General features: G+C 64.8%; 18 protein-coding genes. 5 read left to right on the top strand and 13 right to left on the bottom strand.

Translation table 11 applies throughout. The features are described from left to right. Nucleotides 1-19: 19 nt before the first annotated feature. From AC56LG_RS01115 to AC56LG_RS01100, 4 genes are all read right to left on the bottom strand, one after another. Complete coding sequence (locus tag AC56LG_RS01115) at nucleotides 20-1,036, bottom strand: porin (RefSeq protein WP_497164299.1); 1,017 nt, start codon at nucleotides 1,034-1,036, stop codon at nucleotides 20-22. A 113-nt stretch (nucleotides 1,037-1,149) separates the two neighbouring features. Beyond that, complete coding sequence (locus tag AC56LG_RS01110; protein ID WP_497164298.1) at nucleotides 1,150-2,343, bottom strand: PAS domain-containing sensor histidine kinase; 1,194 nt, start codon at nucleotides 2,341-2,343, stop codon at nucleotides 1,150-1,152. A gap of 329 nt (nucleotides 2,344-2,672) precedes the next feature. After that, nucleotides 2,673-3,434, bottom strand: coding sequence for a LytR/AlgR family response regulator transcription factor (locus AC56LG_RS01105; protein ID WP_497164297.1), 762 nt, complete (start codon nucleotides 3,432-3,434; stop codon nucleotides 2,673-2,675). A gap of 69 nt (nucleotides 3,435-3,503) precedes the next feature. Next, nucleotides 3,504-4,772 (bottom strand): sensor histidine kinase, encoded by a 1,269-nt coding sequence (locus AC56LG_RS01100; protein ID WP_497164296.1) that lies wholly within the window; start codon nucleotides 4,770-4,772, stop codon nucleotides 3,504-3,506. Between the two features lie 315 nt (nucleotides 4,773-5,087). Here AC56LG_RS01100 and AC56LG_RS01095 point away from each other — a divergent pair, with 315 nt between their 5' ends. Next, nucleotides 5,088-6,041 (top strand): exopolyphosphatase, encoded by a 954-nt coding sequence (locus AC56LG_RS01095; RefSeq protein WP_497164295.1) that lies wholly within the window; start codon nucleotides 5,088-5,090, stop codon nucleotides 6,039-6,041. A gap of 312 nt (nucleotides 6,042-6,353) precedes the next feature. On the opposite strand, the gene AC56LG_RS01090 is transcribed toward AC56LG_RS01095, so the two are convergent. From AC56LG_RS01090 to AC56LG_RS01080, 3 genes are all read right to left on the bottom strand, one after another. After that, complete coding sequence (locus AC56LG_RS01090; RefSeq protein WP_497164294.1) at nucleotides 6,354-8,759, bottom strand: putative bifunctional diguanylate cyclase/phosphodiesterase; 2,406 nt, start codon at nucleotides 8,757-8,759, stop codon at nucleotides 6,354-6,356. 139 nt (nucleotides 8,760-8,898) lie between these two features. Next, nucleotides 8,899-10,164 (bottom strand): nitronate monooxygenase, encoded by a 1,266-nt coding sequence (locus AC56LG_RS01085; protein ID WP_497164293.1) that lies wholly within the window; start codon nucleotides 10,162-10,164, stop codon nucleotides 8,899-8,901. A gap of 209 nt (nucleotides 10,165-10,373) precedes the next feature. After that, nucleotides 10,374-10,859 carry a YajQ family cyclic di-GMP-binding protein gene (locus AC56LG_RS01080; protein ID WP_192056093.1) on the bottom strand — a complete coding sequence of 162 codons (486 nt, stop codon included), beginning with the start codon at nucleotides 10,857-10,859 and terminating at the stop codon, nucleotides 10,374-10,376. A gap of 150 nt (nucleotides 10,860-11,009) precedes the next feature. Between AC56LG_RS01080 and murB the strand changes: the two genes are divergently transcribed. Next, nucleotides 11,010-12,026, top strand: coding sequence for a UDP-N-acetylmuramate dehydrogenase (murB, locus tag AC56LG_RS01075; RefSeq protein ID WP_497164292.1), 1,017 nt, complete (start codon nucleotides 11,010-11,012; stop codon nucleotides 12,024-12,026). 177 nt (nucleotides 12,027-12,203) lie between these two features. Here the strand turns inward: murB and AC56LG_RS01070 are convergent, their stop codons facing one another. Next, complete coding sequence (locus AC56LG_RS01070) at nucleotides 12,204-13,193, bottom strand: diguanylate cyclase domain-containing protein (protein WP_497164291.1); 990 nt, start codon at nucleotides 13,191-13,193, stop codon at nucleotides 12,204-12,206. A gap of 199 nt (nucleotides 13,194-13,392) precedes the next feature. On the opposite strand from AC56LG_RS01070, the gene AC56LG_RS01065 reads away from it, so the two are divergent. Continuing rightward, the gene (locus AC56LG_RS01065) at nucleotides 13,393-14,106 is read left to right on the top strand and encodes an SDR family oxidoreductase (RefSeq protein WP_497164290.1); all 714 of its coding nucleotides are present in this window, start codon (nucleotides 13,393-13,395) and stop codon (nucleotides 14,104-14,106) included. A gap of 230 nt (nucleotides 14,107-14,336) precedes the next feature. Here the strand turns inward: AC56LG_RS01065 and AC56LG_RS01060 are convergent, their stop codons facing one another. From AC56LG_RS01060 to AC56LG_RS01040, 5 genes are all read right to left on the bottom strand, one after another. Continuing rightward, the gene (locus AC56LG_RS01060) at nucleotides 14,337-15,569 is read right to left on the bottom strand and encodes an argininosuccinate synthase (RefSeq protein ID WP_497164289.1); all 1,233 of its coding nucleotides are present in this window, start codon (nucleotides 15,567-15,569) and stop codon (nucleotides 14,337-14,339) included. An 84-nt stretch (nucleotides 15,570-15,653) separates the two neighbouring features. Beyond that, entirely contained in the window at nucleotides 15,654-16,580 is a 927-nt protein-coding gene (argF, locus tag AC56LG_RS01055) for an ornithine carbamoyltransferase (RefSeq protein WP_497164288.1), read from the bottom strand. 66 nt (nucleotides 16,581-16,646) lie between these two features. Beyond that, on the bottom strand, nucleotides 16,647-17,546 hold the full coding sequence (rsgA, locus tag AC56LG_RS01050; protein ID WP_497164287.1) for a ribosome small subunit-dependent GTPase A: 900 nt from the start codon (nucleotides 17,544-17,546) through the stop codon (nucleotides 16,647-16,649). Continuing rightward, entirely contained in the window at nucleotides 17,543-17,875 is a 333-nt protein-coding gene (locus AC56LG_RS01045) for a 4a-hydroxytetrahydrobiopterin dehydratase (protein WP_497164286.1), read from the bottom strand. The genes rsgA and AC56LG_RS01045 overlap by 4 nt, the downstream gene beginning before the upstream one ends. Continuing rightward, nucleotides 17,872-19,134: a M48 family metallopeptidase gene (locus AC56LG_RS01040; protein ID WP_497164285.1), complete on the bottom strand. Its 1,263-nt coding sequence runs from the start codon at nucleotides 19,132-19,134 to the stop codon at nucleotides 17,872-17,874. The genes AC56LG_RS01045 and AC56LG_RS01040 overlap by 4 nt, the downstream gene beginning before the upstream one ends. A gap of 113 nt (nucleotides 19,135-19,247) precedes the next feature. Here AC56LG_RS01040 and orn point away from each other — a divergent pair, with 113 nt between their 5' ends. Together orn and AC56LG_RS01030 are read left to right on the top strand one after the other, a co-directional pair. After that, a complete protein-coding gene (gene orn, locus AC56LG_RS01035; protein WP_497165003.1) occupies nucleotides 19,248-19,778 on the top strand; it encodes an oligoribonuclease in 531 nt (176 codons plus the stop codon). Between the two features lie 243 nt (nucleotides 19,779-20,021). After that, nucleotides 20,022-22,499 (top strand): hybrid sensor histidine kinase/response regulator, encoded by a 2,478-nt coding sequence (locus AC56LG_RS01030; RefSeq protein WP_497164284.1) that lies wholly within the window; start codon nucleotides 20,022-20,024, stop codon nucleotides 22,497-22,499.

The following is a 22,499-nucleotide window of genomic DNA, read 5'->3' as shown; positions in this document are numbered from 1 at the left end:
TTTTCATTCATGCGCCTGATCAGAACGCGTGGCGCACACCCACCGTGAACGCGGTCGGGTCCGCACCCAGCGCGGTCGCCACCGGCGTCACGTTGGTCGAGGACGAATTCAAGCCGAAGGTGCCGCGCCCGTTGTTGCGCATCGAACCGAACGAGGTGTACAGGTTGGTGCGCTTCGACAGCGAGTAGGTGTAGGCGATGGCCCAGGCGTTGCCGCGCGCACCGTTTTCGATTTCGTTGCGCTGCACGTTCACGAAGAACTTGTTCACGCCCATGGTGTACGCGGCGCCGAGGTTGATCTGCTCGAATTCGTTGTTGGCGCCGGCCTGGTCGGCTTGCAGGTAGTTGGCCTTGATGTCGAAGTCGCCCAGCTTCACGCCGGCGCCGACGGCCATTTCCTTGTCGTCTTCCGTTGCCAGGCGCTCGAGGCGGTGGTAGCCGGCGCCGCCATAGAATGGACCGTTCGTGTATTCCAGCGCCACGCCGACCAGGTTGCCCGATGGGCCATCGGTGGTGCGCTCGCCGGCCGAGTAAGCGGCCAGCACGGCGAAGCCCGACATCGGCGCGCTCTTGAAGTTGACCGAGTTCGACAGGCGACGGGTCAGGCGGTTGGTGGTGAATGCCGACAAGTTACTGCCGTAGAAGCCCTGGCCGAAGACGTCGGTGGCGGCGGCGACCGAGGCGATCGGGCTGTATTCGCGGCCGACCGTCAGCTGGCCGAAGCCGCCCTGCAGGCCGACGATCGAACGGCGGCCGAACAGGCTCGAATCGGCCGCGCCGGTGTCGAGCGCGACGCCGGCTTCGATGTTGAAGATCGCTTTCAGGCCATTGCCCAGGTCTTCGGTACCGCGAAAGCCCAGGCGGCTGCTCGACTGGTTGCCCGAATTGATGACGGTGCGGCGCTTTTCGCCCGGTGCGTCGGTGTCTTCGCTGGCGATGGCCGCGTCCATGATGCCGTAGACGGTGACGTTGGTCTGCGCATGCGCGAACAGCGGAAGGGACGTGATCAGCGCGGCGGCCAGGGCTTTGTATTGCATGAAGATCTCCAATAAGTGGGCAAAGGGTTGAGTTGGCATTCCGGCAAACTCAAGGTCCAGCGCATCTTATCGGGGCAATATTTCCTGTTGATGACAGCTTGATACGACAGCGGTCAGACCGTGTGGTCTTTTACGGGCAGCACGATGTCGATGCGCGTGCCGGGCGCTTCGTCGGCGCTGATGGTGATTTCGCCGTTCAGCGCCCAGACCCGTTCGCGCATGCCCACCAGGCCCAGCGATTCGGCCTTTTCCATATCGGCCTCGCGGATGCCGCGGCCATCGTCGCGAATCGTCACCAGCAGTTCGCCGTTGAGGCGGTACAGGTTCATCGTCACCCGCGTGGCGTGGGCATGGCGGGCGATGTTGGTCAGCGCTTCCTGCACGATGCGAAAGATCGCGGTGCTGGCCTGGTCGTCGAGGCGCAGTTCGTTTTCGTCGGCCAGCAAGTCGCAGGCAATGCCGTGGCGTTCGACGAAATCGTCGCGCAGCCCCTGCAGGGCGAAATACAGGCCGCCTTCGTCGAGCGCGCGCGGGCGCAGGTTGGTGGCGATGCGGCGCAGCGAGGTGATCGCAGTGAGCAGGTTGCCGTCCATGCCGCCGATCAGGCGCAGCGCTTCGGGCGTGCCGCCGCAGGCCTCGGTCAGCAGGCTCAGGTCCATGCGCAGCGAGGCGAGCAGCTGGCCGAGGTCGTCGTGCAGTTCGCGTGCGATGTGGGTGCGCTCTTCCTCGCGGATGGTTTGCAGCGCCGACGACAGCTGGCGCAGCTGGTCGTGCGAACGGGCCAGCTTGCGCTGCACGCGCTGGCGCTCGGACACGTCGCGCAGGATGATGGTGTAGACGGTGCTGCCGTTGTGGCGGGTGTCGACGATCGAGCCTTCGATGGCGAAGCGCTCGCCGTTCGCGCGCAGGCCGGTGCCGGCATAGTCGGTGCCGCGCCGGCCGGCGCGGCCATCGGCCTGGAAATACTCGAGCGGTTTGGCGTCCATCGCCTGCGGCGCGCGGATGAAGCGCGCCAGCGGACTGCCTTCCATCTCTTGCACCGCCACCCCGAACATGCGCGCCGCCGTCGGATTGGCCAACACGATGCGGCTGCTGTCGTCGGCGGCGATGATCGCTTCGCCCGCATTGTGGACGATGCGCCGGCTATGGCGTGCCGGCGCATCGGCGGCGCCTTCGCCATCGTCGGCGCTGTTGGACCCGTTGGACCCGTTAGTCCCGGTCCTGGCCAGCAGGCGCCCGCCAAGGAAGCCGAGCGCAAGCATCGCCAAGCCACGCCCGCGCGAATGGGCACTGCGCTGTCGTTTCATGTGGATATGTGCCTGCGGTAACGTCCGCGAAGGCGGACCAAACGCTACGATACGGCGGGCGGAAGGCGCTACGGTTGAGCGGGGACAAAGGCGTTATAACCGGAACCGTAGGGTGGGCACTCGCGCCCACGCTGTCGTACCGGTGCATACCGCGATGGTTGAAAACATCCATCCCGGTTCGCGCAACCGGGTCTCAGCAATATTTCGACATGCATGTGCCGCACCGCGTGGGCACAAGTGCCTTTCGTGGCCCGGCCCACCCTACGGTGCACGGCCATTAACAATTTCCATAGGTGCCACGTGGCAGCGGCTAACAGGTCGAGCCAGCCTTACATCTGCTTGAACAAATGCAGGAAGCTCCTGCTTACTTCCAGCTTCTCCGGCCGCCCCTTGACCAGCACCAGGTGGCGCCCGCGGATGTCGCGCGTGACGCCTTCGATGGCGTTCACGTTCACCAGCGTAGCGCGGTGGATCTGCCAGAACAGGGCAGGGTCGAGTTCGTCGGCCAGGTCGCGCACGGGCTTCCTGATCAGGGCTTCGAAGCTCGCGGTCTGCACGCAGGTGTATTTTTCGTCGGAGCGGAAGAACAGGATGTCCTCGACCGGGATCATGCGCAGATCCTGGCCGATGCTGGCCTGGATCCATTGCAGGTGCTTCGGCTTGGGTGCCGCGATCTTTTCCGCCAGCTGCGACAGCATCGCGGTGACGCTGTCGTTGACCACGGCGCCGGGCTTGCCCAGGCGCGCTTTCAAACGTTCGACCGTCACCTTCAGGCGCTCTGGTTCGGACGGCTTCAGCACGTAATCGACCGCGCCCTGTTCGAAGGCTTCGACCGCATACTGGTCGTAGGCGGTGACGAACACGATCTGGCTGCGGTCGCCAATTTCGCGCGCCGCTTCCATGCCGGTCTTGCCGGGCATGCGGATGTCGAGGAAGGTCAGGTCGGGCTTGCACTGACTCACCAGTTCGACGGCTTCTTCGCCATTCTTCGCTTCGCCCACGATCTGCAGTTCCGGCCACACCTGTTCCAGGCGCATGCGCAGCTGGTCGCGCATCAGTCTTTCATCATCGGCAATAATCGCGGTCGGCATGGTCGTGGTCCTGGCGGAAAGAGAGAGTGACAATTATTCAACGAAACGGCGCAGCAGGCAAGCCATCGATTAGTGTCTGGAGGCCGGCTTCGGTACGGGTTGCGCGGTCGTGTAGGGCACCTCGACCATCGCGATCACGCCGCTCGGGCTGTTGGCCGCGATATGCAACTGGCCGCCGTCGCCGTGCAGCAGGCGCAGGCGTTCGCGGATGGTCGGCAAACCGAGGCCGGTGCCGGTGCTGGGCACCACGCCGAAGCCGACGCCGTCGTCGGTGACGGTCACGCGCAGCTTGTCGGCGGCGACGTCGGCAACGACTTTCAGGGTGCCGCCTTCGGGCTTGCATTCGAGGCCGTGCTTGATCGCGTTTTCGACCATCGACTGCAGCATCATCGGCGGAAAGGCGGCGCTGCGCAGGTTGTCGGGGATGCGCATGTCGACCGTCAGGCGCTCTTCCATGCGCATTTTGAGCAGGTCGAGGTAGGCGGTCACCATGTCGACTTCGCGCCCGAGATTGGTCACCAGGTTGTTGTCGCGCATCTGCGGCAGCACCGCGCGCAGGTAGAGGATCAGGCTGCGCTGCATGGCCGAGGCGCGCGGCGGATTGGTTTCGATCAGGTGCTCGACCGAAGCGAGCGTGTTGAACAGGAAATGCGGCTCGACTTGGGCCTGCATCATCTGCATCCTCGCTTCCGACAGCTGGCGCTGCATCGATTCGCGCTCGGCGGCGGCATTCGCGCTTTGCGTCTGCTGCTCGGCGCGCTTCTTGCCGCCCATCAGCGCCTTGATGCCGAACAGCGCCAGCACCAGCAGGAACACGAAGCTGTTGAACCAGGTCGAGGCCTGTTTGTGATAACGCGACACCTTCGCTTCGGCCGCATCGTCGACGGCGCCTTCGATCGCCACCGACAACTCTTCGGCAATCTGCGGCGGCAGTTCGATGTGGACCGCATCGCTGCCGGGGTTGGCGCCTTTCGGCAAGGCCAGGTCGGGCGCCGCCGGCGTGGCGGGCGTTGCCGGCATGCCGGGCGCCGCCGGCGGCAGCGGAGGCGCTTCGGGCGGCTTTGGTTTGTTGCGCGGATTGAAACGGATGCCGCTGTCGTCGATGACGATGCTGGTCTGGTCGCGCCGCGCGGCGCGCTCGGCCGCGGCAATCTCGACCTCGCCGCCGGAAAACAGTTCTTCCTGCAGGATGGCGCCGGCGATCAGGGTCAGCGCGGCGAACAGGAAGAACTTCCACCACGACAGCTGGGTCACCCAGGTGGCGACGGCATCGAAGGCGCGGTAGAGCGACGACAGGATGCCGGAAAAATAGTGATGGGTCGAGCTGCGCGCTTGCATGTCAGGTCTTGTCGTCGATTCGTGGGCGCAGCGAGTGTACCGCGTCCCTGCCGCCCGGTGCCCATCCGCCTTGTTCAAATAGCATGCCGGTGTGGCGGGGAAGCCCCGGATTGTTGGAATGCTGCAACTTTACCCCGCCGGTCGCCCCGCTGCATGCGCTTTGCGACAGCCTGCACGATGCGGGGCGTGGAATGCATATCGCGCCGCCGGGGCCGTTTGTCCGCCGCCAAAAGCGTCCATAAAACCTGACAATAGGAAACATTGCGCGGTATGATAAAAGCCATCCCTATGCTCTTTCGACGAAAGGATCCGCCGATGTCCGCCGCGCCAACCCCTGATGTTCCGAATAAATTCCGTCTCGTTACCCGCAGCGATTTCGATGGCCTGGTGTGCGCCGTCCTGCTCAAGCACCTCGACCTGATCGACGAGATCCTGTTCGTCCACCCGAAGGACATGCAGGACGGGAAAGTGGCGATCAGCAGCCGCGACATCACGACCAACCTGCCGTATGTGGCGGGCGCCCACCTGGCGTTCGACCACCACCTGTCGGAGACGATTCGCAACACCGGCCTGCGCAACAACCACGTGATCCAGCCCGACGCCCCCTCGGCGGCGCGCGTGGTCTGGGACCACTACGGCGGCGACAAGGTGTTCCCGCTGGCCTGGCACGACATGATGGCCGCCGTCGACAAGGCCGACAGCGCACGTTTTTCGCGCGAAGAAGTGCTCGAGCCGGCCGGCTGGAACCTGCTGAACTTCCTGATGGATGCGCGCACCGGCCTGGGCCGCTTCCGCGACTTCCGCATCTCGAACTACCAGCTGATGATGGAACTGATCGAGGCTTGCTGCAACCATTCGATCGACGAGATCATGGCGCTGCCGGACGTGCAGGAACGCACCAGGCTGTATTTCGAGCACAGCAACCTGTGCAAGGAACAGATCCGCCGCTGCGCGCGCGTGCACGGCAACCTGGTCGTGCTCGACCTGCGCGAGGAAGCCACCATCTTCGCCGGCAACCGTTTCATCATCTACGCCCTGTTCCCCGAAACGAACATCTCGATCCACGTGCTGTGGGGCCTGAAAAACCAGAACACCGTGTTCGCGACCGGCAAATCGATCCTGAACCGGACCTCGAAGACCAACATCGGCGCGCTGATGCTGGAATATGGTGGCGGCGGGCACGAGAATGCGGGGACCTGCCAGGTGGACAATGCGATGGCGGAGGATGTGCTCGGCGCGCTGATTCAGCGGATTACCAGCGAAGGTTGAAGCGTTGGGCGAGCAGGGTGGGACTGTTGCCTGTCCCGTTCGCTGTGTGCTGAATCCGCGTGGGCGGAGCCCACCCTACGAGGTTGTGAAAAAATCGCCATGGCGGCGTTGCGCCGCCTTGCCGTACCCACGTACTGTCTTCGGTGGCGCGCCGGGCGGCCGTATCCCTTGCCCTGACGATTTTTTCACAACCTCTTACGGGACACGCTACGTATCCGGGTCTCGTATGAATTCGCCGTTAGCGGTGACTGTAGGGTGGGCTCCGCCCACGCGGATCAAGCAGACCGATAACACAACAGGCAACAGCCCCTTTTACGCCGGCATGCGATCGCGCACGAGGTCCCGCGCCGCCTCCACCGTCACCGGCTCCGACAGCAGCACCCCCTGCAGCGCCTCGCATCCGTGCATCGTCAAAAACTCGCGCTGCGCCCGCGTTTCCACCGCCTCGCCGATCACCTGCATCCTGAGGTTGTGCCCGATATCGATCAGCGTGCGCGCCATGGTGCTGCCGTCGCCGTCGGGTTCGTCGGCGGCGATTGCGTGGACCGATTGTTTCGACAGTTTCAGCTGACTGACGGACAGTTCGCGCAGGAAGCCGAGGTCGGTCATGCCCTGGCCGAATTCGTCGATCGACAGCGTCAGGCCGAGCGCGCGTAGCTGGGTCGCCAGGTCGCGCACCTGACCCGGGTTGCGCATCACGGTTTCCTCGCGCAGCTCGATCTGCAGGCTGCCCGGCGTCAGGCCGTAGGCGACCAGGCGCGACGCGATGTTGGCCACGAAATCGTGCTGGCCGTATTCGCGCGCCGACACGTTGACCGTGACCGGCACGTCGTTCACGCCCAGTTTCTTGAGGTCGCTGAGGAAGGCGCAGGCCTGGTCGAGCACCCAGGCGCCGAATTCGACGATGCGGCCGTTTTCTTCGGCTTCGGCCAGGAAGGCCGACGGCAGCAGCACGCCGTGCTCGGGATGGCGCCAGCGCAGCAGGGCTTCGAAACAGGTGACCCGATCGCTGCGCGCATCGATGCAGGGCTGGTACAGCATGAACAGTTCGCCCCGTTCGATGGCGTGCGACATGCAGGCGTCGAGGCGCTGGCGCGCTTCGGTGGTCGATTTCATGTCGTTCGAAAAGAAATACACCTCGTTGCGGCCGGTGGCCTTGGCGTGGTACATGGCGACGTCGGCCGAGCGCACCAGGTCGACCGAGGTCAGGCCGTCGTGCGGATAGACGGCGACCCCGAGGCTGGCGCCGACTTCGATTTCATTGTGCATGAACGACACCGGCTGGGTCAGCCCCTGGCGCAGGCGCTCGATCATGCGCAGCGTGTAGCGCAGCGACGGCTGGTTGACCAGCACCAGCACGAATTCGTCGCCCGACAGGCGCGCCACCGTGTCGCTGTCGCGCACCGAGGCCTGCAGGCGCCGCGCGACCACCTTCAATACCACGTCACCGGCCTCGTGGCCGTAGGTATCGTTGATGCTTTTAAAATTGTTCAGGTCGATCAGCAGGATGCCGACCAGCACCTTCTGGCGCTGCGCCATGTGCAGCGCCTGTTCCAGCCGGTCCCACAGCAGGTTGCGGTTGGCCAGGCCGGTCAGGGCGTCGTGGTTGACCTCGTGCTCGAGATGGGCGGTGCGCTGCTTGGTCACGGTGACGTCCATGATGACGCCGATGAAATGGGTGCCCTCGCCATGTTCACCCTCGACCGGAGTGATGGAAAGGTCGTTCCAGAACAGGTCGCCGTTCTTGCGCCGGTTGCGCAGCACCACGTTGACGGGCCGGCGCGCGGCGATTGCTTCGCGCAGCTGGAAGCGCTCGTTCGCGTCCAGGCCGGGCGCGGCCATGAAGCGCGAGTCGCGTCCGATGACCTCCTCGGCGCTGTAGCCGGTGATGCGTTCGAAGGCGGGGTTGACGTATTCGATCGGGCAGTCGCGCCCGTCGGTGCCGGTGATGACGATGCCGTTGCTGGCCGCGTGCAGGGCGCGCTCGCGCAGGCGCAGCATGCGTTCCTGCTGGCGGCGCCGGGTAATGTCGATCCCCATGCCGAACAGGTATTGCCCGCCGTTGCAGTCCACCCGTGCCCCGCACAGCAGCATCGGCGTTTCGCGGCCGCTGCGTGCGACCACGTCGGCCTCGATGGCGACTTCCTCCCCGTTCTCGAACACGCGGCGGATGCTGTCGGCGATCAGCGGCCGGGTCCGCAGGTCGAACAGTTCGAGGGCGCTGGTGGCCGCCATCTCGTCGGAACTCAGTTCGGTCATGCGCTCATGGTTGCGGTTCCACAGCACGAACCGGTTGTCGCGGTTGAGCGCGTAGATGGTACCGGGCAGGAAATCGGCAACGGCCGCGAGCGGCGTGCGCCCGACCAGGACCGCGTCGGGCGTGGCGTCGGTGTGGACGTTGTCGATGGCGGCCACCCAGAAGTGCGTCGCGCCGTCGGCGCCGGTTTGCGGCGTCAGCGCCAGTTCCGCCTTGACCGTGCTGGCGTTGGCGTGGCGCAGCACGACGCGATTGGTATGCCCGCGGTTTTCGGCCAGGCCGCGGCAGCGTTCGCCGCGGTCTTCAGGGGTGGTGCCGACCAGCAAGGCGCCGAGCGGCTGGCCGATGATGGTGCCGCCCGTGAAACCGAGCAGCTTTTCGCAAGCGTCGTTCCAGCTCATGACGATGCCCGCCCCGTCGAGGAGAAAGGCGGCGTTGGCGGTCGGTACGGGCGTGGTCATGCTGGGCGCCTTGTAATGGATGGCATCCTCAGTTGGACCCGTGCAGCCTACACCCGTTCCCCAACCCGTGTCGCGGTTGTTCCAAAACAAAAAGCCACGGCTGAGCGTGGCTTTTTGCAATCTGCGCAGGGCAGGGGCTTCAGGCCGCCGCCGTCTCCTGTTTTTCCGGCAACGCGATCTGGTTGTCGACGCTGAACTGGTAATCCTTGAACACGTGCTCGGCGCTCATGATCTGGTAGTCGCCATTGGCCAGCTTGTGCGTGGTGTCCTTCAGGCGATAGGTGTAGTGCCCGCAGGTCCAGCAATTGTAGTTGCGCATGTGCGTGCACAGGCAGGTCTTGTCGAACACCGGTGGGTTCTTGACGTCCGGATTGGCCAGCACTTCGCGGTTGTACGAATTGATGTAGGCGCAATTGCCGGTGGCATCGAGCAGGTAGCCATAGGATTCGCAGCCGGGACGGATGCCGGAACCGATCGCCGGCGTGCTTTTCAGCATGCGCATCGGGTAGCCGGTCGGCGAAATGCCGTTGACGATGATGTCTTCCTCGCTGGCGCGGAAATATTCCTGCTTGACGCTGTCGGGCATGCCGCACTCGCGGGTGACGGTGAAGCGGGTCGCCACCTGCACGCCGCCCACGCCTTTTTCCAGGAATGCCACCGCGTCGGAACCGGTGAACACGCCGCCGGCCGCGATCAGCGGAATGTCGATGTTTTCCGCGCGCATGTAGGCAAGGATCTCGTCGATGATCAGGTGCAGGTCGTAGTTCTTCCAGTCGAAGCCGAAGCCAAGGTGGCCGCCGGCGAGGGGGCCCTCGACGATGATGAAATCGGGCGGGCGGTTCAGCTTCGACACCTTGCGCAGGAACAGCTGCAGCGCGCGTACCGAGGACACGATGATGCCCAGCTTGGCTTCGCGGAAGCGCGGATGGTCCTTGATCAGCTCGAAGGAACCGAGGTGCAGGCCGGCCGACATGGTGATGCCGTCGATGCCGGCGTCCAGCGCCGAAGCCAGGCGCGTGCGCAGGGTTTCCTTGGGCGCGTTCATGGTCAGCTTTTCCATGCAGTTCACGAAGATCAGGCCATCGCCCTTCTTCGCCGCCATGGTCGCGCCCACGTGCAGGCGCGTCGCTTCGGCCAGGCGTTCGAGGTCGAACTGCACCACCGCCTTGTCCATGTTGTTGATGTTGAACTTGTAGAGCTTGGTCTTGTCCTTGACGAAGGTCGTGTCGAACTTGCGGTCCGAGACGTCCTGCACCATGGCATCCGAGATATGGCCGATGCCGCCCAGGCGCGCCGCTTCCAGCGCAAGCTCGGAGGTGGAAATGTCCACGCCCATTCCGCCGATCATGATGGGCACGTATTCTTTATTGCCCAGACGCAGGCGGAAATCATCAACACGTTTCATTGCTATCCTTAGACTACCTCAGTTGCTTTATGCCTTGTTTCCGCTCAAACAGGAAATGACTGATACGAGCGAGTTTGTGCAGCCTCAATTCTACCCCAAGCATTTTAGGGAAGCCGCAAGGAGTGCGCTGCCCCGCAGAGAGGGGCGGGACGAATCCGCGCCGGGCGTTGCGTGCGCGCCGCTCGGCCGTCGTCCGCTCAGCCGGTTGCTCAGTCGCGGAAGTTGTTGAACGCCAGCGGCAAGTCCTGGATATCCTTGCGCAGCAGGGCCATCGCAGCCTGCAGGTCGTCGCGCTTGGCGCCGGTGACGCGCACCGTTTCGCCCTGGATGCTGGCCTGCACCTTCATCTTGCTTTCCTTGATCGCCTTGGTGATCTTCTTGGCGTCCTCGGTCTCGATGCCGTTGCGCACCTTGATGACTTGCTTGACCTTGTCGCCGCCGATCTTTTCCACTTTTTCCGCGTCGAGGAAGCGCACGTCGACCTTCCGCTTGGTCATCTTGTTGACCAGCACGTCATACACCTGGTTCAGCTGGAAATCGGAATCGGCGAACAGCGTCAATTCCTTTTCCTTTTGCTCGACCTTGGCGGAGCTGCCCTTGAAATCGAAACGGGTGGTGATTTCCTTGTTCGATTGCTCGACGGCGTTCTTGACTTCGACCATGTCTGCTTCGCAGACCACGTCAAACGATGGCATGGTGGTTTCCTTTGGCTTGCACATTTATAAGTGGCAGTATTTTAACGGACAAGCTGGAATAGAACGACCGTTTTCGCCGCCGGCGCCGGACTCGCCCCTGCAATGGTTCTATAATCGACCGGTTTCCGTCCCGCTAAATACCAGAAATCCATGTCCACAGAGCTCACGATCGAACACGACGTTTCCCTGCAAGGCTTTAATACCTTCGGCCTGGCGGCGCGCGCACGCCACTACCTGCGCGTGACGGACGCGTCCCAACTCGACGCCTTGCAGCCGGCCAGCCTGCCTCCTTTTGTCCTCGGCGGCGGCAGCAACGTGCTGCTCACGCGCGACATCGAAGCCCTGGTGCTGCACATGGCGATCAGTGGCCGCGCGCTTATTGGCGAAGCGGACGGCAAGATCCTGGTGCGCGCCGGCGCCGGCGAAAACTGGCATGCTTTCGTCGACTACACGCTCGAACAGGGCCTGGGCGGCCTCGAAAACCTGTCGCTGATTCCCGGCACCGTGGGCGCCGCGCCCATTCAGAATATCGGGGCTTATGGCCTGGAAATCAAGGATGTGTTCCATTCGCTGACCGTCCACGACCTGAACACTGGCGCAAGGCGCACCCTGGGCGCGGACGAATGCCGCTTCGGTTACCGCGACAGCATCTTCAAGCACCCCGAGGGCGCCGGCCTGGTGGTGCTGGACGTCACCTTCGCCCTGCCGCGCGCCTGGCAGCCGAACCTGCGCTATGCCGAACTGGCCCAGGCGGTCGAGGCGGCCGGCATCGCGGCGCCGACGCCGCGCCAGATCAGCGATACCGTGGTGGCGATCCGCCGCCGCAAGCTGCCCGACCCGGCGCAGATCGGCAATGCCGGCAGCTTCTTCAAGAACCCGGTGGTGCCCGCGGAGCAATGCGCAGCGCTGCTGGCGCGCTTCCCGCGACTGGTGCATCACCGCCAGCCGGACGGCAGCGAAAAGCTGGCGGCGGGCTGGCTCATCGACCAGTGCGGCTGGAAAGGACGGAGCCTGGGCGCGGCCGGCGTCTATCCGAAGCAGGCGCTGGTGCTGGTGAACAATGGCGGCGCGACCGGAGCCGAGGTGCAGGCGCTGGCGCTGGCGATCCAGCACGACGTGCGCGAACGCTTCGGCGTCGAGCTGGAACCGGAACCGGTGTTCATATAGATTTTGTAGGGTGGACGCCGTCCACGCGGTACACAAGCTGCGATCCAGAAACGCACATCACCGCAGGTTCGTCAGCGTTCCTGGTTGCCGTATGCAGAGGCTACGTTATTTGCACTTGTCGTCGTCTGAATGACCGCCGTACCGCGTGGACAGAGTCCACCCTACAACTGCCTGGCGCTACGCGCGGAAGGCCACGACCCGATTCCGCCCACGCGACTTCGCCGCCTGCACCGCTTCGCCGGCACGTGCCAGCATCGCCTCGAACATGCCGTCTTCCGACGGCAGCGTGGACGCCACCCCGACCGACATCGTCACGATGCGCCGTTCCGGCAGCGGATGCGCCAGCGCCAGGCCCTCGAGCGCCGCACGGCAGGCTTCGGCCACCTGCACGGCGCCGTCCAGGCCGGTGTCGGGCAGCAGGATTGCGAACTGCTTGCCGTCGTAGCGCACGGCCAGGTCGGACGCGCGTTTCAGCTGGCCTGTCAGCACGCCCGCCATCCTGCGCAGGCACAGGTCGCCCGCGTCGCGCCCGAGGCGGTGATTGAAATAGCCGAAGCTGTCGACGTCGCACACCAGCAAGGAGAGCGGCTGTCCGTTGCGCCGTGCGCGCTGCCATTCGCCCTGCGCCACCTGGTCGAAGCGGCGCCGGTTGGGGATGCCGGTCAGGCTGTCGACGCCATCGATCCGGTCGAGTTCGGCCTGGGCACGGGCCAGCAGCGCCTGGGTCTCCTCCAGGCGGCGCAGCGCGTCCGCGCGTTCGAGCAGCGCCTGCCCGGCTTGCGCGTGGTAGTGCAGGCGCGCCAGCAATTCGGTTTGGGTCGGCAATTCGGCCAGGTAATCGCTGGCCCCGGCGCCAAAGGCGGCCTCGCGCCCTGCATTCTCCGCATGCGGCGCCAGCACCAGCAGGGGCAGGGAGCCGAGGACGGGATGGGCGCGGCAGGCACGGATAAAGTCACTGCAGTCTTCGCGTCCTCCCAGCGCACGTACCAGCACCATGGGGCACAGGCTGGCCGCCTGTTCCAGCACCTGGGCGGCGTCAGTCAGCACCAATTCGATGTCATCCGCACCGGCTAGCATCTCGCGCAGCGCGCCGGCAAACGGCGGCGCGCCGACCAGCAGGACGCGGAAAGGGCTGTTCAGTGACGCAATGGAAGGTGCGATAGGCATCGGTTTGGCTGAGTGGCGAAGCGGGGTGGACAGGGCGGACGCATTCTACCCTGAGGACCAGCATCGCATTGTAACTGAAGAGCCATGCGTCCCCGTGCGAATTGTTGCATTTCATCTACTTCCGGTGTCCGTTTGCAAGGGGTTGGGCGCCTGCCGCGCCATCGAGTATGCTTGCGCTTCCATTCTGGAGGAGATCCGCATGAAAGCCATCGTCACCGGCCACACCAAGGGTCTCGGCGCCGCCATCGCCGCCGAGCTGGTCCAACGCGGCATTCCAGTGCTGGGCCTGGCGCGCAGCCGGTCCGACGGCGCCGCCTCGGGCTTGCTGACCGAGATCGACGTCGACCTCTCCGACAGCGCGGCGCTGGCCGCTTTCGTCACGGGTGGGGCGCTGCGCGACTGGCTGGCGGACGCCGGGACCACGCTGCTGGTGAACAATGCCGGCGTCGTCGCACCAGTCGGTCCGCTGGCCGGGCAAGACCCGCTGGCCGTCCTGCGCGCCGTGACGCTGAACGCGGCCGCGCCGCTGGCGCTGGCGGCCGCCGTCGTGCGGCACAGCAGCGGCGAACGGCGCATCCTGCACGTCTCGAGCGGCGCCGGCCGGAATGCCTATCCTGGCTGGAGCGTCTACTGCGCCACCAAGGCCGCGCTCGACCGCCATGCCGAAGCGGTGCTGCAGGATGGCGACGAAACAGTACGCTGCTGCAGCCTGGCGCCGGGCGTGATCGATACCGGCATGCAGGCCGAGATCCGCGCCACGCCGGAAGCGAATTTCCCGATGAAGGAACGCTTCGTGCAGATGAAGCAGGAAGGGGCGCTGGCCACGCCCGAGGAGTGCGCACGCAAGCTGGTGACCTTATTGCTGTCCGAGGATTTCGGGCGCGAGGCCGTCGCGGACCTGCGCGACTTTTAAGTCGGGTCGGATGCGCACCGTAGGGTGGGCTCTCCGAGCCCACGCGGTACGGCGGTTGATCATTGGCAAGCATCCGCAGTCGGGTGTATTTTTAGGCCGCGAGCGATATTTCACGGTTGCAGGTGCAGGACACGTGCGTAACGCGTGAGCTTGGAGAGCCCACCTGCAGTGCACAGCAGCTAACAAAAAAGCCGCCCGAAGGCGGCTTCCATTTGCAACACGCGGCTGTATTACTGCCCGCGCTTCGCGCGTGCCTTCGCCGCGATGCGCATGCGCAGCGCATTGAGCTTGATGAAGCCGCCGGCGTCGGCCTGGTTGTAGGCGCCGCCGTCTTCGTCAAACGTTGCGATGTTCATGTCGAACAGCGAATCGGTCTTCGAATCGCGCGACACCACGATCACGTTGCCCTTGTACAGCTTGACGCGCACCCAGCCGTTGACGGTCGCTTGCGTGTGGTCGATCAGCGTCTGCAGCGCGACGCGTTCCGGCGCCCACCAGTAGCCGTTATAGATCAGCGAGGCGTAACGCGGCATCAGGTCGTCCTTCAGGTGCGCCACTTCGCGGTCGAGGGTGATCGATTCGATTGCGCGGTGCGCGCGCAGCATGATGGTGCCGCCTGGCGTCTCGTAGCAGCCGCGCGACTTCATGCCGACGTAGCGGTTCTCGACCAGGTCGAGGCGGCCGATGCCGTGCTTGCCGCCGACGCGGTTCAGTTCGGTCAGCACTTCGGCCGGCGTCATGCGCTTGCCGTTCAGGGCGACGATGTCGCCGCGCTCGTATTCGATGTCGAGGTACTCGGCCTGGTCCGGCGCCGCTTCCGGGCTGACGGTCCAGCGCCACATCGATTCCTCGGCTTCCGCACTCGGGTTTTCCAGGTGGCGGCCTTCGAAGGAGATGTGCAGCAGGTTGGCGTCCATCGAGTAGGGCGCGCCGCCGTTCTTGTGCTTCATGTCGACCGCGATGCCAGCGTCTTCCGCGTACTTCAGCAGCTTTTCGCGCGACAGCAGGTCCCACTCGCGCCATGGAGCGATGATCTTGACGTCGGGTTTCAGTGCGTAGGCGCCGAGTTCGAAGCGGACCTGGTCGTTGCCCTTGCCGGTCGCGCCGTGCGAGACGGCGTCGGCGCCGGTTTCGTTGGCAATTTCAATCAAGCGTTTCGCGATCAGCGGACGCGCGATCGAGGTGCCGAGCAGGTATTCGCCTTCATACACGGTGTTGGCGCGGAACATCGGGAACACGAAGTCGCGCGTGAATTCCTCGCGCACGTCGTCGATGTAAATGTTTTCCGGCTTGATGCCGAACTTGATCGCCTTGGCGCGCGCCGGCTCGAGTTCTTCGCCCTGGCCGAGGTCGGCGGTGAAGGTGACGATCTCGCAGCCGTAATTGTCTTGCAGCCATTTCAGGATGACGGAAGTGTCGAGGCCGCCGGAGTAGGCAAGCACTACTTTTTTGATGTCGCTCATGGAAATTCCAGTGTGGAGAGGGAGGTGGGGGTGTGGTCAGCCGGTCCTTGCGGACCGACGATCAAACAAGGGTGGTGCTAAAAATCAGTTGTCTTCAATCCGGTCAAGCAGCAGGTATTCGATCAGCGCCTTCTGCACGTGCAGGCGGTTCTCGGCTTCGTCCCAGACCACCGATTGCGGTCCGTCGATGACCTCGGCCGCGACTTCCTCGCCGCGGTGTGCCGGCAGGCAGTGCATGAAGATCGCGTCCGGCGTGGCGCGCGCCATCTTGGCGGCGTCGACGATGAAGCCGTCGAAGTCCTGCAGGCGCTGCGCGTTTTCCTTCTCGAAGCCCATGCTGGTCCAGACGTCGGTGCTGACCAGGTGTGCGCCTTCGCAGGCGTCGGCAGGATTGTCGAAGCGGGTGTAGCGCGTGGTCGAGACCAGCGCCGGGTCCAGGTCGTAACCCTTCGGCATGGAGATGTTCAGGTGGAAGCCGAAGACCTCGGCCGCCTGCAGCCACGAATACAGCATGTTGTTGGCGTCGCCGATCCAGGCCACTGTCTTGCCGGCGATCGGGCCGCGGTGCTCGTAGAAGGTGAAGATGTCGGCCAGCACCTGGCACGGATGATGTTCGTTGGTGAGGCCGTTGATCACCGGGACGCGCGAATTGGCCGCGAAGCGTTCGATGATGTCCTGGCCGAAGGTGCGCACCATGATGATGTCGCACATGCGGCTCATCACCTGGCCCGCATCCTCGACCGGTTCGCCGCGCCCGAGCTGGCTGTCGCGCGTGTTCAGGTAGATCGCCGCGCCGCCCAGCTGGTGCATGCCGGCCTCGAAGGAGAGGCGGGTACGGGTCGAACTCTTCTCGAACACCATCACCAGCGTGCGGTCGACCAGCGGGTGGTACACCTCGTAGGCCTTGAACTTGCGCTTGATGACCTTCGCGCGCTCGATGACGTATTCGAATTCGTCGAGCGAGAAGTCGGAGAACTGCAGGAAGTGCTTGATCGCTTTGGTGCCTGGCATGTCGTGTTCTTCAAAGAGAGTATCCCTTTGATTATAAGGGTTTTGCTTGACGGTAGGGAAAGCAGCTTAATACAGCGTCTGCGCCGACTCGTGCAGCAGCTGCCCGTACAGCTCATGCCGGTGCTTCGCGATCTTGCCTTCGGCCAGTGCCGTGAGCACCGCGCACTGCGGCTCGGCCAGGTGACGGCAGTTGTAGTACTTGCAGCCGCCTAAATACGGCTTGAACTCGACGAAGGCGCGCTCGAGCATGCCTTCGCTGAGGTGGTACAGGCCGAATTCCTGGAAGCCCGGCGAATCGATGATGGCCGCTCCATCCGGCAGCCAGTACAGGCGCGTAAAGGTAGTGGTGTGCTTGCCGGTGTCGAGCGCGGCCGAGATTTCGCGCACGGCGATGTCGGCGTCCGGCACCAGCAGGTTGATCAGCGAGGACTTGCCCATGCCCGACTGGCCGATGAAGATCGAGGACTGGCCGGCCAGCAGCGGCCGCAGCACTTCCAGCGCGTGTTCCGGGTTGGCGCGCGCCGATACTTCGTGTACCGGATAGCCGAGCGCGGCATAGACGCCGGCGCGTTCGCGCGCGCGCGGCAGCAAGTCCTCGACGTCGGTTTTATTCAGGATCAGGTGCGCCTCGATGCCGGCCGCCTCGGCCGCCACCAGCGAACGGGAGACCAGGTCGTCGGCGAAGCCCGGTTCGGTGGCGACGACGATGAACAGGCGCGAGATGTTCGCCGCCAGCAGCTTTGATTTGTACTGGTCCGAGCGGTAGAGCAGGGTGGTGCGTTCGGCGATCTTTTCGATCACGGCCTGGTCGTTCGAAGTTTTCACCAGGTGCACCACGTCGCCGACGGCGACATTCGTCTTCTTGCCGCGCGTGACGCACTGGAGTTTTTCGCCGTCCGCATCGGCCAGGTAATGGCGCCCGTGCGCGGCGATGATGGTGCCGGTCAGGCTCGGTTGTTCATTCATGCGCGTGTCCGTTCTTCGTAGATTGCGTCGGCTTTCGCAGCGCAGATAAGGTCGTTCATGGAAATGGCGTTGCCCGCCGAATGGGTCGTCCAGGCGACGATGCAGTGGCGATAGCGCACAATCAGTTCGGGGTGATGGTCCTCGCCGTGGATCATCCCGGCGAGCGCATTCACGAAGGCGATCGTCTCGTGGTAGTCCCTGAATTCGAACGCACGCACGATGCGGCTGCCGTCCACGCGCCAGTCCGGCGCCTGCGCCATCAAGGCGGGCAACCCGGCCGGGCTCAAGGCCGGCGCGCCATGCGTGCAGCGCTGATCGAGCAGCATCATGCCGCCGCTCCATTCAAATGGGCGATCCGTACCGAGGCCGGCGGGTGCGAATCGTAAAAGGCCGAATGCAGCGGGTCCGGCGTCAACGTCGAGGCATTGTCCTCGTACATTTTCACCAGGGCCGAAACCAGGTCCTTGGCGTCGCTGTGCTTCGCCGCGAAGGCGTCGGCCTCGAATTCGTGCTTGCGCGAGGTGATCGCGCTCAAGGGGCCGAACACGAAGGTAAAGATCGGCAGCACCAGCACGAACAGCAGCAGGGCCATGGCATCGTTCGGACCTGCCAGTTGCGGCATCACGCCCAGGCCGGTATAGAACCAGGCTTGTTCCTTGAGGTAGCCGAGCACGGCGAGGAAGGCGAGCGACAGCGCGAACATCACGACGATGCGCTTGACGATGTGCTTCAGCTTGAAATGCCCCAGTTCGTGCGCCAGCACCGCTTCGATTTCGTGCGGCGCCAGGCGCTCGATCAGGGTGTCAAAAAAGACGATGCGCTTGGCCGCGCCGAAGCCGGAAAAATAGGCGTTGCCGTGGGCGCTGCGGCGGCTGCCGTCCATCACGAACAGGCCTTTCGAGGCGAAGCCGACGCGCGCCATCAAGCCCTCGATACGCGCCTTGAGGCTGTCGTCGGACAGGGGCGTGAACTTGTTGAACAGCGGCGCGATCACGCTCGGGTACAGCACCATCATCAAGAGCTGGAAGCCGCTCCAGACCAGCCAGGTCCAGAACCACCAGAGCGAGCCGGTCGACTCCATGAGTTTGAGCACGACCCACAGCAGCGGCAGGCCAATGGCGGCGCCCACCAGCGCGCCCTTGACCATGTCGGCGATCCACAGCTTGACGCTCATCTTGTTGAAGCCGAAGCGTTCCTCGAGCACGAACTGGCGGTAATAGTCGAAGGGCAGGTCGAGCAGGCCGGAGACAATCGCGAACGCGGCGATCAGCGCGATCTGATGTAGCATTCCCGGACCGGCCAGCGGCAGCAGCGCGTTCGAGATGGCCTGCAGACCGCCCAGCAAGGTAAAACCGACCAGGGTCAGGCCGCCCCACAGCAGCGCCGCGATGCCGAAGCGGGTCTTGGCGACCGTGTAGTCGGCCGCCTTCCGGTGGGTATCGAGCGAGACCTTGGCCGCGAATTCCTCCGGCACGCGGCCGCGGTGGCGCAGCACGTGGCGGATCTGGCGGTTGGCCAGCCAGAAGCGCAGCCCGAGCGTGAGCACGAAGAAAACGACGAACAAAACCGAAAACGCGAGTGAAGACATTCAGTGCCTGTGAGAAAATGCAGGATTGATTAGGCAAAGAGAGAATTATGTCACACCCAACCGAATCCGCCGTACCTGCCACCCCTGCGTCCACCGCCCAGCGTCCCAACGACATGAACCTGGTCTGGGTCGACATGGAAATGACCGGCCTCGATCCGGATAGCGACCGCATCATCGAGATCGCCGTCGTCGTCACCGACATGCACCTGAACGTGCTGGCCGAAGGCCCGGTCTTCGCGATCCACCAGTCGGACGAGACGCTGGACAAGATGGACAACTGGAACAAGGGCACCCACGGCAAGTCGGGCCTGATCGACCGTGTAAGAGCGTCGACCGTGACCGAAGCCGACGCCGAAGCCGCGCTGATCGCCTTCCTCAAGAACTTCGTCCCGGCCAACAAGTCGCCGATGTGCGGCAACACCATCTGCCAGGACCGCCGCTTCATGGCGCGCGGCATGCCCAAACTGGAAGCCTTCTTCCACTACCGTAACCTGGACGTGTCGACGCTGAAGGAACTGTGCCGCCGCTGGAAGCCGGAACTGGCCTCGGGTTTCAAGAAGCACCAGAAACACACCGCGCTGGCCGACATCATCGAATCGGTCGAGGAACTGAAATACTACCGCGAGCATTTCATCAAGATTTGAACCGGTACCCGGTAGGGTGGGCGGCTATGCCCTGGACGCATGCTGGCCCGCTGTCCCGATGCCGCCCACGCGTTCAACCAGATCCTGAAACGTCGCGACGGATCGACGGCTGGTTGGACGCGTGGGCGGCGCATACGCCGCGGGTATATCACCGACGAGGTGGAGCCGCCCACCCTACGGGTCTTTAATGAACCCGGAGCAAGTCAAGCTCCAGCCATTGCCCGACTGTGGGACAATCCGGCCATGCCCGGCCTCTTTCCCGACGATCCCTCGATTCCCCGCACCGGCGTGCGCGCGCTGCTGGCCGCCCACGACTGGCGCACCTGTCCGCTCGGCCATCCCGAAAGCTGGCCGCCCGAACTGACGACCGCGGTCGGCATGTCGCTCAATTCCGCCTTCCCGATGTTCGTCGCCTGGGGACCGGACCTGCGCTTCCTCTACAACGACGCCTACGCGATCATCCTCGGCGCCAAGCATCCGCAGGCGCTGGCACAGCCCTTCCAGCAGGTCTGGGCCGAGATCTGGAACGACCTGGTGCCGATCATCGACCGCGCGCTGTCGAACAAGTCGGCCTTTCATGAAGACTTGCCGCTGACCGTGCTGCGCCGCGGGTTTCCGGAGCAGGGTTATTTCACCTTTTCCTATTCACCGCTGCACGACGGCGCCGGGCGCGTGGCCGGCATGTATTGCACGGTCATGGAAACGACGGGCAGGGTGCAGGAAGAGCGGCGCGCCGCGCTCGAACTCAAGCTGTCCGATACCTTGCACCCGCTTGGCACGCCCGACGAGGTGCTGGCCAAGGCGAGTGCCCTGCTGGGCGCGGAACTGGGCCTGAGCCGCGCCACCTATGCCGAGGTGGACGACGCCGGCCAGACGTTTACCGTGCGCCACCAGTGGAACGCCGGCGGCGCGCGCGAACTGTCGCGCGGCGAGTATCCGCTCGACGGCTTCGGCCCGACGGTCGCCACGCTCACGCGCGCAGGCGACACCTTCGTCATCAACGACGTCGACACCGACCCGCGCCTGGTCGATTGCCGAGCGATCTTCCGCGCGGAAGCGGCAGCCGCCGTGTTGACCGTGCCCCTGATGCGCGGCGGCCGCCTGGTCGGCTTCCTCAGCCTGAACCGCGCCCAGCCCTATCACTGGACCGATTCGGACGTGCGCTTCACACGCGAAACCGCCGAGCGCACCTGGGCCGCGCTGGAAACGGCGCGCGCCCAGGCGCAGCTGCGCGCCGAGCGCGACCGCAGCCGCTACATCTTCGACACCATCAGCGAAGGCTTCGGCCTGGCCGACCGCCACTGGACGATGCTGGAAATGAACGCCGAAGGCTTGCGCATCTGCGGCCTGACGTCGGAACAGGTGATCGGCAAGAACCACTGGGACCTGTTCCCCGAAGTCGAGGGCACGCCGGCCGCCGCCATGCTGTACCGCGCGATGAACGAGCGCGTGGCCGGCAGCGTCGAGCATCCGCTGGCGCCGGTGGGCGGACGGCGCGGCTGGAACGAAATCCGCGCCTTTCCCACCCAGGACGGCGGGGTCGCCATCTTCTTCCGCGAGATCACCGACCGCAAGCGCGCCGAAGAGGGCTTGAAAATGGCCGACCAGCGCAAGGACGAGTTCCTGGCCATGCTGGCGCACGAATTGCGCAACCCGCTGGCGCCGATCAGCGCGGCGGCCACGCTGCTCGACATGGGCGCCCTCAACGAAACCCGGGTGCGCCAGAGCAGCGCCATCATCGGGCGCCAGGTGCGCCACATGACGCGCCTGGTGGACGACCTGCTCGACGTCTCGCGCGTCACGCGCGGCCTGATCGAACTGCAGCGCACCCTGCTCGACCTGCGCGCGATCGTCGACGAAGCGGTCGAACAGGTGCGCCCGCAACTGGCGGCGCGGCGCCAGCGCCTCTCTCTGCACCTGCCGCCGCTGCCGGTCAGCGTCGAAGGCGACCGCGCGCGCCTGGTGCAAGTGGTCTCGAACCTGCTCGGCAATGCGGTCAAGTACACGCCCGAGGAACGCGCGATCGATGTCGGGGTGCAGGCGGCCGCCGGCAAGGTGGTGCTGGAGGTGAAGGACGAAGGCATCGGCATGGAGCGCGAACTGACCGAGCGCGCCTTTGACCTGTTCACCCAGGCCAAGCGCAGTTCGGACCGTTCGCAAGGCGGCCTCGGGCTCGGCCTGGCGCTGGTGCGCAACCTGGTGGCGCTGCATGGCGGCACGGTCGGCTGCGCCAGTCCCGGTCCGGGGCAGGGCAGTACGTTTACGGTCACCTTGCCGCTGGCGGCCCCTGGGAACGCCCCGCCAGTGCCGGCAGCGGGAACGTCCGGCGCCGACGCCGCCGGGCGGCTGACCCTGCTGGTGGTCGACGACAACGTCGACGCCGCCACCATGCTGGCGCTGCTGCTCGAAGGGCAGGGCCACGAGGTCTTCATCGAACACGAGTCGCTGCGCGCGCTGGAACTGGCGCGCAGCGCCCGTCCCGACGCCTGCCTGCTCGACATCGGCCTGCCCGACATCGACGGCAACGAACTGGCGCGGCGCCTGCGCGCGCAGCCGGAAACGGCGCACAGCGTGCTGATCGCCGTGTCGGGCTATGGCCAGGAACACGACCGCCGGTCTTCGCTCGCGGCCGGGTTTGCCCATCACCTGGTCAAGCCGGTGGCGTTCGAGGAACTGGCGCGCGTGCTGGCGACGATCGCAAGGGCGCCGGCCGCGGCGTAA

The sequence above is a fragment of the Telluria sp. ZB2R32 genome (assembly GCF_059685715.1).
This window is presented reverse-complemented; position numbering and strand designations above follow the sequence as displayed.